The organism is Parabacteroides caecihominis, assembly GCF_023656785.1.
In the GTDB taxonomy this organism is placed as follows: domain Bacteria; phylum Bacteroidota; class Bacteroidia; order Bacteroidales; family Tannerellaceae; genus Parabacteroides; species Parabacteroides segnis.
This window is the reverse complement of sequence record NZ_JAMOKS010000031.1, coordinates 16,170-33,158: the sequence shown is the minus strand read 5'-3', so window position 1 is coordinate 33,158 and position 16,989 is coordinate 16,170. Positions and strand designations below refer to the sequence as shown.

Sequence of the window (16,989 nt, the reverse complement as noted above, 5' to 3'; positions counted from 1 at the left end):
ATATAATCACAGTTTTATAGAAAATGAGATGCTATGTTATATGAGTTCTGACAGAACTTAGTTCTTGTATTTGAAAAATCTAAGAAAGTGTTAATCTATTAGTTAAACTTATGATTTTGTATTATGAAAATTTTAATTATTAACTTGCCTAAACAATCTATTTTATGAGGAAGAGCTTAATTTTATTTGTGCTGTTCTGTATAGGAACATGCATAAATGTGCTGTGGGCACAGAAGCAAGTGTCAGGTGTGGTGATGGATAAAGATCTTAATGAACCGTTGCCAGGAGCAAATGTTGTTGAGAAAGGAACAACAAATGGAACGATTACCGATATGGACGGTAAATATTCGCTGCAAGTTGCAGATAATGCGATATTGGTGTTTTCTTATATTGGAATGGAAACGCTGGAAGAACCTTTGAATGGGCGTTCGGTAGTAGATGTAACTATGACTACAGGTGCACAAAAAATTAATGAAGTTGTAGTGACTGCGATGGGTATTCAGCGTAAAGCAAAAAGTTTGACTTATGCTACCCAAAATGTCGGAGGAAAGGAGTTGACCCGGGCGAAGGAAACGAATATGATCAACAGCTTACAGGGGAAAACTTCCGGTTTGGTTATCACTCCGAATGCCAGTGGTGCCGGTGGTTCTTCAAAAATCCTGTTGCGCGGTAATAAATCTGCTCAGGGAAATAACCAGCCTCTTATTGTTATTGATGGTATTCCTATGTCAAATCCGGAAACAAGCCAGCAGGGAAGCGAGTATGACGGGCGTGATGGTGGTGACGCTCTATCCAATTTGAACCCTGATGATATTGCGAGTATCAACGTTCTGAAAGGTGCGTCTGCTGCTGCGTTGTATGGTAGTATGGCAGCCAACGGTGTAATCATGATAACAACGAAGAAGGGACGTGAAGGGGCTATTCGTATCGATTTCTCCAGTAATATAACAATGGAAACGACATTGGCTGCTCCTAAGTTGCAGGACCGTTACGGTGCTGTAGTTACGGGTGACCAGTTAAGTGCCAAGAGTTGGGGGGAGAAAATTACAGGAAAAGCTTCCGGGGCAGACCGTTTGGGTGAATTTTTCCGTACTGGTGCCAATTATATAAATTCTATTTCTATAAATGGTGGTACAGAACATAGCCAGAGTTACATATCGTATGCTAATACAACGACTAAAGGTATCATGCCTACGAATGATTTTTATCGTCATAATATGACAGCCCGTCAGACATTTAATGCTTTTGATAATAAGTTGAAGATCGATGCTTCTCTTAGCTATATTACTCAGAAGATTATCAACCGGCCTCATGGCGGTAACTATTTCAACGCTTTGACCGGCTTGTATTATTTTCCGGCGAATGGAGATTTCAAGCATTATAAAAATAACTTCGAAGTCTATGATCCGTTGAATAGTTGGAATGCACAGAACTGGTATACATCTTTAGATGCCGATCAACAGAATCCATATTGGGTATTGAATAGAAATAAACGGACAGATAAACGTGATCGTTTCATGGCTTCGGGTACTGTGAAATACAATATCACAGATTATTTGAATGTACAGGGACGTTTGAGCCTTGACCAAACGAAAGACTTTTATGATATGAAGGTTTTTGCAACGACCACATCGGTATTGGCGCCTCCTAATGGCCGTTATAAAAGAGAAACCTTCGATGCAAAACAATTTTATGGTGATTTACTGGTTAACTTTAATAAGACATTCAACGAACAATGGGAAGTGAATGCTTCTGCCGGTACCAGCTTTACAGACTTTAAGACACAACGTTTGTATATAGACAGTGACAAAGGTGGATTGGTTTTGCCGAATTACTTTGTTCCGGAAAACGGTGCGACAAATGGTATTCAGCGTAGCGAATCTCCGCGTAAACGTCTGAACTCCGTATTCTTTACAGCTCAGGCAGGGTATAAAAGTATGATTTATCTGGATGTAACCGGACGCAATGACTGGTCGTCTACTTTGGCTTATACCAATAATATCTCTTATTTCTATCCTTCTGTCGGTTTGACTGCCTTATTAAATGAAATGATCCCGATGTCGGAAAAGATTAATTTATTGAAGTTCCGCGGATCTTATAGTATAGTGGGTAATGATATGCCGGCTTATATTACAAAACCGAAAGATGGATTCAATTTAGGACAGTTGGAGCCGAATAATAAAGTGCCTTTCAAGGAAATGAAACCGGAAAAGCTGCATTCTATGGAGTTTGGTGCTGATTTGGCTATGTTTGACAGTCGCCTGAACTTTGATATTACTTACTATAAGACAAATAGTAAAAATCAGTATTTTCAAGTTTCTTCTCCGGTTGCCAGCGGATATGACGCATTCTATATTAATACCGGTAATATCCAAAATCAGGGTTTTGAATCTTCTGTCAGCTGGACACAGGATTTAGCGGCCGATTTAAGTTGGAAGACTGATTTTAATATTTCTTTCAATGATAATAAAGTGAAAGAACTGGATCCTGCTTTAGGTAAATACGTAACTATCGGTGAAGGGGCCGGTTTCCGTTTTATTCTGGAAGAAGGCGGTTCTTATGGTGACATTTATACCCGTACACTAAAACGTACGGATGATGGTGTTGTTGATCTGGATGAAAAAGGGAATATCCAGTTAACCGATTATGAATATGTTGGTAACGTAAATGCTAAATGGCAATTAGGATGGGGCAATACATTTAATTATAAAGATTTCTCTCTCTATTTCCTGATTGACGGAAAGATCGGTGGTAATACCGTAGGTATGACACAGAGTTATCTGGATAGTTATGGTGTTACGGAAACTACAGCCGATGCCCGTGATAATGGTGGTGTCGACTTAGGAAACGGACAGAAGATGGATGCAGAAAAATATTATTCTGCTGTAGCCGGAAAAGATAAAGCCGGTGACCAATATGTATACTCGGCTACCAATTTTCGTTTGAGGGAACTTTCTTTAGGTTATACATTCCGCAATTTGTTTGGTGTTTCTAAAAATCTGAGTTTATCACTGGTTGCGCGTAACCTCTTCTTTATCTATAAGGATTCGCCGCATGACCCGGATATGTCTATTTCTACCAGCAATGGATGGCAGGGCTTTGATATTTTTGGCTTGCCTGCTACCCGTAGTTATGGATTCAATTTGAAAGCAACATTCTAAAAAGGAGAACAATTATGAAGAATATAATAAAACAAATCATAGGAATAGTTCCGGCTACACTGTTTTGTGCAGTGCTGGGATTTACAGCTTGTACTGATAACTTTGAGAGTCTGAATGATAACCCGAATGGATTGAATCCGGAAAATATTCCGTTGGTTATGCGTTTTGCACAGCCGCAGCAGTCAATCTATCTGAATTATCTGAATCGTGATTATGAATATCAGTTGCAACAGAACCTGAATGCGGATTTGTATTCCGGGTATTTGGGTACACCGAACGATTTCGGCGGAAATAACAACAATAATACCTATGTAATGAATGACGGTTGGAATAATCAGGCATTCACCACCGGTATGATTAATATTCTTAAACCAATCAGCCAGATTCTGGATCTGACGGAAGAAACTGATTATATTGCTATTGCAAAAATCATCCGTGTTGCAGCTATCCACCGTGTATCGGATATGTACGGACCTCTGCCATACAGTAAAGCGATGAAAGGCGGAACAGTAGTAGGTTACGACAGTCAGGAACAATTATATAAGACATTTTTGGAGGAACTGACCGAGTCAGTGAACGCGTTGACAACATTTGTCGATACTAACGGAGATCAGCCGGGACGTATTACTTTCGACGTAATGTGTGGTCAGAGTCATACCCGTTGGATTCGTTTTGCAAATACACTTCGTTTGAGATTGGCAATGCGTATGGTAAAAGTAGATCCTGCAACAGCAAAGAGAGAAGCTGAGGCGGCTGTAAGTCAGAAATATGGCGTCCTGACAAGTGCAGATGCAAATATAGAGGTGAAGGATAAGGGATTGACAAATCCTCTCCGGACAATTGCCGTGGATTACAATGACAGTAGCCTCGGAGGTTCTTTTGAATCAATAATGAAAGGATATGATGATCCTCGCTTGCCGGAGATGGCTCTTCCTGTAGGATGGAACGGTGATCTTGATATTCATGGAAAAGACGGTAAGCCTTTGAATAAAATAGGGCAATATGTAGGTATCCGCCAGGGAATTCCTATTGACGATAAGAATAACTATAAAATGTATTCTATCCCTAAGTTTGATGTGAAGGATGCAGATAAGTTAACGACAAAATACCCTTTACCGATCATGAAGGTTGCGGAAGCTTATTTCTTGCGTGCAGAAGGTGTTTTAAGAGGTTGGAGTATGGGCGGCGGCACCGCACAATCTTTGTATGAAGAGGGTATAAAGGCCTCGTTCGATGAATATGGCATTTCTGCCGATAAATATGCTGCATATATTGCTGATGATGTGAAGATGGCTGCCGATTATGAAAATCCTTACGATCCGGAATATAGTTGTCCGGGTGTTAACAAGGTTACAGTGAAATGGAATGAAGCTGCTGATAATGAAACTAAATTGCAGAAGATTATAACTCAGAAATGGATTGCTATGTTCCCGGAAGGGCAGGAAGCATGGAGTGAATTTCGTCGTACTGGTTATCCGAAACTTCTTCCGGTAGCAGACAATCGTAGTAAATTTATTCCGAAGGGTGAATTTATTAAACGTTTGCCGTTTACATTAAATGAACGTAATACAAATCTGGAAGCTGTCGAAGAGGCCCGTACTATGCTAAAAGGACCGGATGATCCTTCTACCCGTTTATGGTGGGATGTTGAAGGTGGTAACTTCTAATCAGGAAATATAAAAAAGAGGTCCGTATTTCAATTGAAATGCAGACCTCTTTTTTATGTAGTTACTTTTAATAGATCAATTCCCCTTTCCCTTGGCGTACAATCTCAAACTCATCCGTGGTACAATCTACAACCGTTGAGGCTTCGAAACCACCGTAGCCACCGTCGATAACGATGTCCACCGTATTTTCATACTTTTCATGGATCAGTTCCGGATCGGTCGAATATTCGATCACGTCATCGTCGTCATGAACAGACATGGTCAGAATAGGGTTTCCCAGCTCCTTTACTAGGGTCCGGATAATATTGTTATCCGGTACACGGATACCGACTTCTTTCCTGTTTTTGTATATTTTCGGCAATTCGCTGCTTGTCGGCAGGATGAAGGTGAAAGGACCGGGCAGGTTCTTCTTCATCAGCTTGAATGCCGTGTTGCTCACTTTGGCATATTCGCTCAAATTGGAAAGGTCGTAACAGATGATGGAAAGGTTGCTCTTTTGAGGATTGATACCTTTCATCTGGCAGATCTTTTCAACTGCGCGGACATTCAGCGCATCACAGCCGATCGCATATACTGTGTCGGTCGGGTAAATGACCAAGCCTCCGTCGCGAAGGACGTCGATAACCTTGTCTATTTCCCTCGGATTGGGATTTTCAGGGTATATTTTTATTAGCATAACTGTCAGCTATTTACGGCTGGTTAGCCGTAAATAATATTTCCGTTCTCGTCGGTAAATTCTTCTAATCCTTTGCTGTACTGGTTCATGGCGCGAAGGCTCATGCCCATGCTTGAGAAGCCACCATCGTGGAAAAGGTTCTGCATAGTAACCTTGCGGGTCAGGTCGGAGAACATCACGATGCAGTAATCTGCACATTCTTCGGCCGATGCATTACCCAGCGGACTCATCTTATTGGAGAAATCCATCAGATGATCCATACCTTTCACTCCGCTACCGGCTGTTGTCAGGGTTGGCGACTGAGAGATCGTATTGATACGTACTCCCTTCTCGCGTCCGTAAATATAACCGAAGCTGCGTGCAATCGATTCCAGCAGGCTCTTGGCATCCGCCATGTCGTTGTACCCGAAGAAAGTGCGTTGTGCTGCCACATACGATAAAGCAAGTACCGAACCGCAATCGGCGATAGCATCCTGCTTTTTGGCTACCTGGAGCATCTTGTGGAAAGAGACGGCGGATATATCCAATGTCTTTCCCAGCATATCGTAATCCAGGTCATCGTATGTACGTTTTTTGCGCACGTTCGGACTCATACCGATAGAGTGCAATACGAAATCTATTTTTCCTCCCAGTATTTCTACTGATTTTGAGAATACCATTTCCAGATCTTCCACGCTAGTGGCATCTGCCGGCAGCACTTCGGCGTTCAGCTTTTTAGCCAGGGCGTCAACTTCACCCATACGTACGGCAACCGGCGTATTACTTAATGTAATAGTTGCCCCTTCTTCCACAGCCTTTTCTGCCACCTTCCAGGCAATCGACATCTCGTTCAGCGCACCGAAGATAATGCCTCTTTTACCTTTCAATAAATTATGACTCATACCTTTATTTAATTTATTTACGGCACAAAAGTACATAAAATGTGCAAGATGGGCAACTTCTTTATCATAAACAGCGGTTTCAGTCCAAGAATACTGACAAGCATGTATCTTTTTCTGAAAAAAGACTCCCAAGAAGTATTTAATGAAAAAGATCTTCTTGGGAGGTACATTTTTATTCCGATTGTAATGCGGAATAAGGATCAATTATGCTGAAAAAGCGTAAAAGTTAATATCATAATTAATAAATCGATTAATATCCTTCGGTTTGTTTCACCAATGGATCTTTTGTCATAGTTCCCGTATCAATCGGCCAAAGTAATTTATAAGCTTCTGATTGGCTTAGTCCGCTTTGTGTGAATGCTAACGGATTACCAGAGGCATCATGCATACGGCGTACATCAAACCATCTTTTGCCTTCACGTACAAATTCTTTATCTCTTTCAGAAAGTATTGCCAACTCGTTTTCTGCAAAACTCTTATTTGTATAGCTGGGATAAGCATTTCCTGTATATGCTCTTTCTCTGATTTTATTGATTTCAACAGAAGGGTCTGATCCTTGCATGTTTTTAATTTCAGCTCTCATCAGTAATAAGTCGGCATAACGGTACAGAGGCATGTCGTCGCTGTAGTTACGTATATTATTGTCAACTGTTCCCAGAAATTTACGTAATACGACACCGTGTTGTGTTTTATCCTGATTATAGAAATCCATGAATGTCGTATATTTTCTAGTGTCATTTTCATCGTATGATTCAAACAAATCCCATTTGTATTCGTTCGCCAGAATACATCTATCACCTACATTTAATGGGTCGTTCATCGGAATCCCTTCTTTATCATACCAACTGGCCATCATTGGGATATCATACATGAATCTTCTCAAATTCTGTTCTGCTTCTCCTTTCTCATAATGTAAAGTAAGGATAATTTCATTGTTCCCTTTATTGTTGTAAGCAAAAATATCTTGAAATGAAGAGAGTAAACCAAACTTACCGGAAGCCTCCACTGCGGTGAGGGCCTGTGCGGCTGTAGTAAGATCATCAGAGGGGGATGCAGGAGGGTTCCCGTCGGTTTTTACTTTTGCCGCCCACAAGTATATCTCTGCTTTTAGCATTAGCGTTGCTGCCTTCGACCATGTTTCGCGTTTGGATGTTAATGTGAAATTATCATCCTTGAAATAACTTTCGGATAGATTGATTTCTTTTTTCAAGAAATCTAAAATTTCAGCTTCTGTACTTCTGGCTGTGTATAATTCATTCGGACTAGTTGCACCTGTTGCAACTTTCGGTTCAGTAACCAGAGGAACTCCACCCCAGGTTCGGAGCATATAGAAATAGTAATATGCCCGGATTCCATGAGCTTGTCCTAAATAAAAATCTGTTTTCTCTTTGGATAAGAATGGTAATCCGCTTTCCACTTTGTAGATAAACATATTTACATTAACCAAATTGCCATAGAAACCGTCCCAGTTGGAAAATCCGGGAGAACTTTCCTTTAAATTGTGAATAATCATATTCACATTATCCATGCCTGTTCCAAAAGTACCGTTTTCAATAAAGAGGCCGCCTCTTTGTTCTCCCATTAGAAAGAATGTGTTGGCTTTATTCCTTAAACTTGTATGCATACCGGACATGAATCCGTTAACCTGTGATTCGTTTTTCCAGAAATTGCCTTCCGCATAGTAATCTTCCGGAGCGATATCCAGTGAGTCACATGATGCAAGTATCAGCATTATACATATAGTGAGATAGTTAATAATATTTTTCATAATTCTTCATTTTTAGAAAGTTAATTGTGCACCAAATACAATTGAAATAGGTAACGGATAACCGGAGTTTGCGAATCCGCGTCCTTCCGGAGTATATACATTGGATTTCAGATAGCCCAGATTTTGTCCCGTGACAGAAAAGGTAAGTCCTTGTACGTTCACTTTACTTATCAGACTCTGTGGAAGGGCATAGCTAAGCGTAATATCACGAAAACATAAATAATTGCCTTTATGAGCAAAGAGAGTGCTACCCCTGTAGTTGTTTTTTATAAGACCGTCAGCACGATCGTATCGTGGATATTTGGCGCCAGTGTTTTCTGGTGTCCACGTATCTTTTACATCTTCCAGTGTATTAAATTCTCCCTGGTTATTCGACAAGAATCCGGGGCGGATATTATCGTAGATCGTATGCCCTAAAGCAAAATCTAATTTAGCGTAAAGAGTTAACCCTTTCCATGCAACAGTAGTGTTGATACCACCTGTCCATTTAGGGACCTGGTTGCCAAGAGACGCTTGGTCATACTGGTCGATAATGCCATCTCCGTTTATATCTTTCCATTTGATATCCCCAGGGGCGAGTTTGTAATTTTTTGCTTGATCCTCAGGAGATAGTTTGGCATATTCTTCCGGGCTGTAGGCATCTCCATAATAGGTCGTAATATCTTGTTTTATACCTGACCGGTTGATTTCATCTTCACTTTGGTAAATGCCTTCAGCTATATAGCCTACCATTTGACCGACACGTTGGCCTTCCTGGGTTCCACCGATCCAGATCTTTTCGTAAGTGCCGTCTTCCAGCTTTTTGCCGCTGTAAACCTGCTGACCTCCCTGACGGTTGTTCAGGTTGCCATTGTCCGGTAATTTTGTAACAATACTTTTGATGAAAGTGATATTGCCACCAATATCCCATTTCCAGTCTTTTGTGTTGATAATCTTTACACTTGCATCTATTTCCAAACCATTGTTGCGGACGGAACCGTTGTTTGTCAGAATTGTATTGTAGCCTGATGATCCGGGAAGATCTACATTGGCGTACAGGTCGGAAGTTATGCGATTGAAGAATCCTACACTTAGATTGTATTTATTCTCCATAAAGCTGGCATCGACAGCTGCATCAAATGTTGCGGACTTTTCCCAGCGGATTCCCGGTGTTGGCAAATTACCCATTCCAAAACCTAAAGTCCCGTTATATTTACTACTTGTTCCATAAGAACCTTGTAATGTATAACTACCGATATAATCCGGGTTTACATTTCCGTTTTGGCCGTAACCTGCACGCACTTTCAAGAAAGAAAGTACATTTCGGCTATTTTCCATAAAGTCTTCTTTTAGAATATTCCAACCCAATGATACTCCGGGGAAAAATCCCCATCGGTTATCCAACAGTTTTGAATAGCCGTCTTCTCTGAATGTAAAAGAGAGCAGGTATTTGCCATCATAATCGTAGTTGATTTTACCGAAAGCTGACATAATACGTTGGCGTTCATGCCAGGAGTCAACACCTCTTTTATTCGCTTCCGAACTGGTATATCCCAGGTCCATGAAATCATCTGTCGGAGCTTGCTGGCCGGATGCAGAGAATCCTTTTTTTCTCCAGTCATAAAATTCATAGCCTACTAAAGCATCGAAATTATGCTTCTGAAAACTCTGTTGCCAACCGGCAAGTACATTATAGGTTTGAGTCAATTCTCTTTCGAATTTGGCACTGGTGGATCGGGTTGTATTGATTGTTCCCGGTCTTTCCATGTAATCCCTATCCATCGATTCATAAAAACCTTCGTTATAATACCAGTTACCGACCAGTTTTAAATAAATATGTTTAGTAATATCGAATTTGAATGTTTGTGAGAAAGACATTTTGTCTGTATTATTTTTTCGGGTGAATTTGCCGGCGTTAAAATTGGGATTACCATCTTTAGAGTGTACCCCCATTAACAATTCTCCATCTTCATTATATCCACGCATTGTAGGCGGTACACTCAACATGCGACCGAAATATTCAGCAATGCTTTGGTTCATATTGACCGGATCACGCCAACGTGCATCTGCAAAAGAAAAGCCGGAGTATGAAGTAAACCAATCAGTCACTTTGTAATCAGCATTTAATGTAGCGTTAAGTCGTTTGTACCAGGTGTTGATAGGAAATCCTTTTTCATTATAATATCCCAGTCCTAAATAATAAGAAGCCTTGTCGTTTCCACCGGTGATTGAAATATTATAGTCTTGTGTCAGTGCTACTTTACGGAAAGCTTCGTCACGAAAATTTGTTTCGGTGTACAGTAATTCATCACCGTATACCGGATCTGTCATCGTTCGCCACCCTTGATTTAATTTGTAACGGTTTTGATCATTTAAGATCATCGTGCTATAGATGGCTCTGGCATCCTTGTTTCCGTCCAGAACAACTCCTGTGTTCGGGTCATAGATTAAGTTGCCGGTACCGTAACCGTTGGCTTGTTTTAATAAAGACATCCAGCTTTCGGTAGTGGAGTTTCCCGAAGAGGCCGCATTTTTAATGCCCATACGCTGCCAGTGAAGGTAATCTCCTGCATTCAGGAATTCAGGTAAATATCCCATATAACTCAATCCTTCTTTCGCTTTAAAAGAAACTTCCGCCTTCCCTTTTTTACCTCTTTTAGTTGTGATGAGGATTACACCATTATTAGCACGGGCACCATAAATGGAGGTTGCAGCAGCGTCTTTTAAAACTTCCATCGATTCTATGTCTTCCGGATTGAAGTCACTGATTGTACGTACAATACCATCAATAACATATAGAGGGCTTCCACTTCCGTTTAACGAAGCTCCTCCACGTAGAACAACAGTAGGTACACTTCCTGGTTTTCCTGAGTTTTGTTGTACAACCAGTCCGGAAACAGTTCCTGCTAATGCTGCTGCCGGGTTAGCCTTTATGCCAATGACCAGGTCTTTTTCATTTACTTTAGATATTGCCGAGGTTACTTTAGAGCGAACCTGTGTTCCTCCGTAACCGGTAACGACCACTTCTTCCAGTTGTTGTGAATCTTCCGCTAAAGTTACTTTTAGTATTTGTTTGTCGGTAGCAGTTACTTCCATCGTTTTATATCCGATGAAAGAGACCTCTATTTTGGAACCGGCATTTACTTGTATCGTAAAATTACCGTCCATATCTGTGACAGTTCCGTTCTGTGTCCCTTTCTCGACGACAGATGCCCCCGGTATGGTCATGTTATAGTTGTCATAAACAATTCCTTTGACGCTTATTTTGTTTTGTCCCCATGCCATAACAGGTAGTAGGGTAATAAGCAAAAGAATCCATGCATTTCTTTTCATAATATTTTTATATTTAGTTTATAGTAAAAAGTTTTTTATCTTTTTCTTTGATTGATAATATCAATGGATTAAGCCAGCATAATTTATCGCTGTGTGAACAATTCATTTAATTTGTTTTGCTAGGAATGATGTTCTATGATTTTTCTAATATCCATAGGCATAGATTTTTAGTGAGACAATATGATTTTTATGTGTATTCTTTATTCCCTTTTGTTGGGTAAAAATAAATTTCTTAAAACCTAATCGGTTTGGATATTTGTTTTCAAATCCTAAAAACTTCTTGGCTGATAGTATAAATGATATTTCCGGTAACTTATAGGTAATTATTCTGAACGTTAAGGGCAATGTGTTTTGGGTATTATTGTATAAAATATTATATATTTTGAAGGAGGTATTTGTTCTGTTATTCCTCCGATTGTGTTGATAAATACTTAATTCTTTTAGTGTGTATAGTTTGTGTGTCAGAGATATTATTTGTTTTGTTATTTGAGTATTGAAACAAATAATATTAAATATTAAATTAACATAGTTCACACAAGACTCTGGTATAGTGCGAACCTTAAAGTTGATTTTGTGGATATTTTAGGCGATTGTTTATATACGCTTTGTATTTCAAGTAGTTTGTGTAGGAGTGTGTGATATCTGAGGAGATGTGTCTGCATATGATATACTATTTTTTGTCTTTGGAGTATTCTTCAAGAAAGCCTTTTAAAGGTAAATATGAAATATATTTTCATTTAAAGTATTTATTATTAAAAATATTTATTTATATTTGCATTGTATTTAAATATTAAATATGATATTGACGGGGCAAAGTAAAAATGAAGAAAAGTTCCAGTTAGTACCTGATTCCTACTTAAGTAATACAACAATCTGATTTTTTTTGTAAAATGAGACTTATGAATAGGAGAGTAGAATATTATTCAATTTCGTGTAATTTGCTTTGTATCAGCGCTCTGACGGGATGTCCTAATGGCGGAATACAGCCTTTTTTATTCTTGATAAAGGAGAGGGCTTGTAATGATCGACCAGAGTCTTGTGTGAACTACGTCTAATTAGTTGTTTAAAGAACTAATTGGCTTCTGGTTGAAAATTGTTATTGATAATATGTCAGAATTGTTTTTGGGAGAAGAATAAAAAATAAAATCCCGGGTATAACCAATCTTATATCCGGGATTTTATTATTTGATAATGTACAGTTATTCCCTGTAATAAACTCTTTTTACCCGTGGAGAAATTGAAGTAAGTATCTCGTAAGGTATAGTTTTCAGTTTGTCGGACAGTTCGCTTACCGGAAGTTCTTCGCCGAAGACGATGACCGGGTCGCCTTCCTGGGCGTCTGTGTCGGTCACGTCGATCATGCAGGCATCCATACAGATATTTCCGACGATCGGACAGCGTTTTCCACTGATGGAGACTTCGCCTCCCCGGTTACTGAAATGACGGTCCAGGCCGTCGGCATAACCGATCGGGATAATGGCGATACGTGAATCACGGTCCACATAAGTACGGCGGCTGTAACCGATGGAGTCGCCAGCCGGGACATGTTGTATCTGAAGGATGGTGGTACGCAGGGTACTGACATTGCGCAGGCCTTTTATGCCGGAAGCACTTACACCGTATAGTCCGATTCCCAGACGGACCATATCCATTTGATAGTCCATGAAACGTTCGATGCCGGCAGAGTTCAGGATATGTTTGATGACTTTATACTCCAGGCCGTTTTCCAGTTCGGCAGCCGCCAGGGTAAATGTATCCAGTTGTTTCTTTGTGAAATCATCGAAGATGGATGAGTCGCTTCCCACCAGATGGGAGAATACAGAACGTGCCGTTACGCCACTTTGTTCTTTCAGTCGTTCACAGATCGCGGGGACGTCATCCGGTTGGAATCCCAGACGGTGCATTCCTGTGTCTATCTTGATATGGATCGGGTAGGAGGTGATTCCCCGGCGTTCCGTTTCCTTTATCATGGCATCCAGCAGGCGGAAGCTATATATCTCCGGCTCCAGATTGTTTTCAAACAAGACATTGAAACTGCTGAACTCCGGATTCATTACGATAATAGGGATTGAGATGCCCTCTTTACGGAGTTCCGCCCCTTCATCGGCAACGGCAACAGCCAGGTAATCGCAACGATGTTCCTGTAACGTTTTAGCCAGTTCGTATGAACCTGCCCCGTATCCGAACGCTTTTACCATACAAACCATCTTGGTTTCCGGTTTCAGCTTCGAACGGTAATAGTTGAAGTTATGCACAACCGCGTCCAGGTTTACTTCGAGGATCGTTTCATGCACTTTCTTTTCCAGCAACTCGGAGATACGTTCGAAGTGGAAGTGGCGTGAGCCTTTTATCAGGATCAGTTCGTCTTTGAACTTCTTGAATGTCGGTGATTTGAGGAACTCATCCGTGCTGAGGTAAAATTCCTTTTCGATATCGAATGCACTGCCGTATTCTTTCAGGTCCCGTCCGATACCGATAATCCGGTCGATGTTTTTACGGCGAACCAGGTCGGCAACCTTTTTGTAAAGCGACTTGGGCAAGGTGCCTGATTGCAGGATATCGGAGAGGATCAACGTACATTTCAGGTTCTTGTCCACATGACGGCTCTGTTGGAAGTCGAGGGCGATATCCAGCGAGTTGATATCAGAGTTGTATGTGTCGTTGATCAGCATGCAATTGTTGATGCCTTGTTTTACGTCGAGACGCATGGCGACAGGCTCCAACCTGGCAAATTTGTTTGCATCATTTACGCTGGTCGGCTTTAAATAAAGCATTACTGCCAGACAATGGATCACATTTTCGATGGAAGCATCGTCGGTGAAAGGAATGACATATTTCTGAGTTAGCCCGAGCAGTGTGCAAAGGATGACTGTTTCCGCCTCTTTCTTTTCGATCTTCTCGATGTAAAGCGGCGCTTCGGAATCTGTCCGGCTCCAGGCAATCGCCTTATGTGAAAGGCAGGCCGATTCGATACAGTTGGATATAAACGCATCATCCCCATCATATATAATGGCTTCGCATTCATTGAACAACGTCAGTTTCTCCAGGCATTTCTGCGTGGTGGAAATGAAATTTTCCTGATGTGCTTCTCCGATATTGGTAATAACACCGATAGTCGGTGAAATGATCGGGCGCAGGTTTTCCATTTCATCCGGTTGGGAAATGCCGGCTTCAAAGATTCCCAGCGTATTCTTGTCGCTTATCTGCCAGACAGATAGCGGCACGCCCAACTGTGAATTGTAACTGCGCGGCGAGCGGACAATATTGAATTCCTTGTGCAATAGTTGATAAAGGAACTCCTTTACAATCGTTTTTCCGTTACTGCCTGTAATGCCGATCACCGGGATATTGAACTGTTTCCGGTGATGGGTAGCCAGTTTCTGAAGGGCTTTCAACGTATCTTTTACCACCAGGAAGTTTGCTTCTCCGAGCGATTCGAACTCCGGAAGCATTTCGCTCACTACAAAATTGCGGACGCGCAGTTTGTAGAGTTCCTTTATATATCTGTGTCCGTCGTTGGTCTTTGTCTTAAGGGCAAAGAAGAGACTTTGTTCCGGAAAAGAAAGCCGGCGACTGTCAGTCAGCAAAATGCTGATGGTACTATCCTGCAAGTTGTTTGCCTGCGCACCGATAATTCTGACGATTTCTTTTATTGAGTATTCCATTCTTTACATTAGTTTAGACTTTATTATTTCCATCTCTTTTGTACTATCAAAGGAAGGAAATTTCTCGTTAATTCGTTTCATCTTTAACAAAGTTTGCGAGATGAAGCGTTTATAGGCTTCACTTTCGGGCTGGAACGGGCGGTGATTAATAGCCTTTTGGATCTCTGCCCATTCTTTAAGAAAGCCTTTCGTTTCATCGGATAAGAAATTTTCTGTAAAACGTTGCCAAATATAATCAACAGCGAGCTCCGAAGGATGCAGCATGTCGGTTGCATAGAAGCGGTAATCGCGCAGCTCGTCCATCATGATTTCGTAGGCGGGGAAGTAAGCGATCCGTTCCGAATAGGCCGTCTGGAGCGTATCGGCTGCCAGTAGCAAAGTGGCCTTACTGAGTTGATTGCCATGTGCCCCGTCCTTCCAATGGCGTATCGGACTGACGGTGAAAAGTATCTTCAGGTCCGGGCATTGCTTCCATAGAGAGAGCAATAATTCCTTCCATTCCGACACAATCTCCGCCACGGATAGCATCGAGCGGTCAAACATTTTCTCCGGTAGCTTATGGCAGTTTGCCACCACCTGGCCGGAGCTTTTCAGCCGGTAGACATAGGCAGTCCCCAGTGTAATCACCATATATCCGGTCCTCCTGATTTCTTGTGCCGAGGCAAACAACCTGTCGTTAATATTTTCCAGGCACTCTGTTTCCGAGGTGGAAGAGAAACGGCTGTGGTGCGTAAAACTATGATATACGCCTTCGTGCCGGAATAAATTATTTGCTGTAAACCGCTCCGGATGCAGCAGCATTCGCAATGCGGCAGCGATGGATGCCGGATTATACAGTGTTCCGAACGGATTAATATCGACATTGAACTTGTTCTCAGCCAGCTTCGCCCCGATATTTTCCGCAAAACAGGAACCGAGCAGTAAGATGCGTTTCTGCCAGGAAAACCGGAAAGGGGGCTTGGGGATTTTGATAGCGGTGTATAGTTCCATATTATTCCGTTGGGTCGTTAGGTAACGGGCCGGCTGTTGGTTGCTGGGGCGAACGCCTGGTGTAGAAAGCCCGTTTTCCGCACCAGCTCTTTTGTATCTGATTGTCTTCAAGCAGCTGTTCCAGATCTTTTTTAGTCTTTTGCCGCGTGCATTGGTTTAGGCTGGCAGCAACCGTCAGGTTGATTGTCCCATAGTTTTTTATATACCACAGGATACGTTTCTGCCGGATATCGGCATTGTAGTTTTTTTTCTCGCTGGTCCCTTCCCGCCGTTCGATACGAACGCCCCGGAAACGTTTCTTCAACTCCGGATCAGCACGGAACTCCACGTTCTTAAACTCAATGGATGCCGAGCGTATATCTTTTTTGTTTTCCACCTGCTGCTTGCATCTCAGCGTCACCGAAAACGTACCGATCCCTTCCAGATGTACGCTCTGGCTATTACTGAGGCAGAAGTACAACCGTTCGCTGATTGCCTTGATTGCCCCTTTGATATCGGCCGTCGTGAAAGTGCTCATGCTCTCGATCATCCGCGCCAGTTCGTTGGTATTGACGGTCTGGATATTGATAGCTCTGGCATGTAACGTCGGCTTCTCTTCCCCATTTTTGGGGGGATTGGCAAATAAGTCGTATTCAATACTCATATTCCTCCTGATATTTAAGGTTTAACGTCATGACTATTAAGGATTTTTCTCCCTAATCTTATTTATGAAACAATTTCTTTTCATAAATGTAAGGTTAGGAATACAAATATGTAAGGAGTACTTTACTTTTCTGTAATGTATTCCTTGCATATTTAAAAGTCCGTACCAAAGGTAATAAATCTCCTGATATAAAGAATTAATTATCCAGGGCTTTTTTCTTAGTTCC

General features: G+C 41.4%; 9 protein-coding genes. 2 read left to right on the top strand and 7 right to left on the bottom strand.

What is annotated here, in order from left to right; all coding sequences use genetic code 11:
- Window positions 1-164: 164 nt before the first annotated feature.
- A complete protein-coding gene (locus tag NBH14_RS21475; protein WP_186961091.1) occupies window positions 165-3,161 on the top strand; it encodes a SusC/RagA family TonB-linked outer membrane protein in 2,997 nt (998 codons plus the stop codon).
- A gap of 14 nt (window positions 3,162-3,175) precedes the next feature.
- Complete coding sequence (locus NBH14_RS21470) at window positions 3,176-4,828, top strand: SusD/RagB family nutrient-binding outer membrane lipoprotein (protein ID WP_186961092.1); 1,653 nt, start codon at window positions 3,176-3,178, stop codon at window positions 4,826-4,828.
- A 67-nt stretch (window positions 4,829-4,895) separates the two neighbouring features.
- On the opposite strand, the gene NBH14_RS21465 is transcribed toward NBH14_RS21470, so the two are convergent.
- From NBH14_RS21465 to NBH14_RS21435, 7 genes are all read right to left on the bottom strand, one after another.
- Window positions 4,896-5,504 (bottom strand): L-threonylcarbamoyladenylate synthase, encoded by a 609-nt coding sequence (locus NBH14_RS21465; protein WP_186961093.1) that lies wholly within the window; start codon window positions 5,502-5,504, stop codon window positions 4,896-4,898.
- A gap of 23 nt (window positions 5,505-5,527) precedes the next feature.
- Window positions 5,528-6,385: an enoyl-ACP reductase FabI gene (locus NBH14_RS21460; RefSeq protein ID WP_046146122.1), complete on the bottom strand. Its 858-nt coding sequence runs from the start codon at window positions 6,383-6,385 to the stop codon at window positions 5,528-5,530.
- Between the two features lie 250 nt (window positions 6,386-6,635).
- A complete protein-coding gene (locus NBH14_RS21455; protein WP_186961094.1) occupies window positions 6,636-8,153 on the bottom strand; it encodes a RagB/SusD family nutrient uptake outer membrane protein in 1,518 nt (505 codons plus the stop codon).
- Between the two features lie 12 nt (window positions 8,154-8,165).
- Complete coding sequence (locus NBH14_RS21450) at window positions 8,166-11,465, bottom strand: SusC/RagA family TonB-linked outer membrane protein (protein WP_186961095.1); 3,300 nt, start codon at window positions 11,463-11,465, stop codon at window positions 8,166-8,168.
- 1,199 nt (window positions 11,466-12,664) lie between these two features.
- Complete coding sequence (locus NBH14_RS21445; RefSeq protein ID WP_128132993.1) at window positions 12,665-15,130, bottom strand: bifunctional UDP-N-acetylmuramoyl-tripeptide:D-alanyl-D-alanine ligase/alanine racemase; 2,466 nt, start codon at window positions 15,128-15,130, stop codon at window positions 12,665-12,667.
- 3 nt (window positions 15,131-15,133) lie between these two features.
- Window positions 15,134-16,120, bottom strand: a complete 987-nt coding sequence (locus NBH14_RS21440) for a GSCFA domain-containing protein (protein ID WP_128133001.1) — start codon at window positions 16,118-16,120, stop codon at window positions 15,134-15,136.
- A gap of 1 nt (window position 16,121) precedes the next feature.
- Window positions 16,122-16,763, bottom strand: coding sequence for an HU family DNA-binding protein (locus tag NBH14_RS21435; protein ID WP_128132992.1), 642 nt, complete (start codon window positions 16,761-16,763; stop codon window positions 16,122-16,124).
- Window positions 16,764-16,989 lie beyond the last annotated feature (226 nt).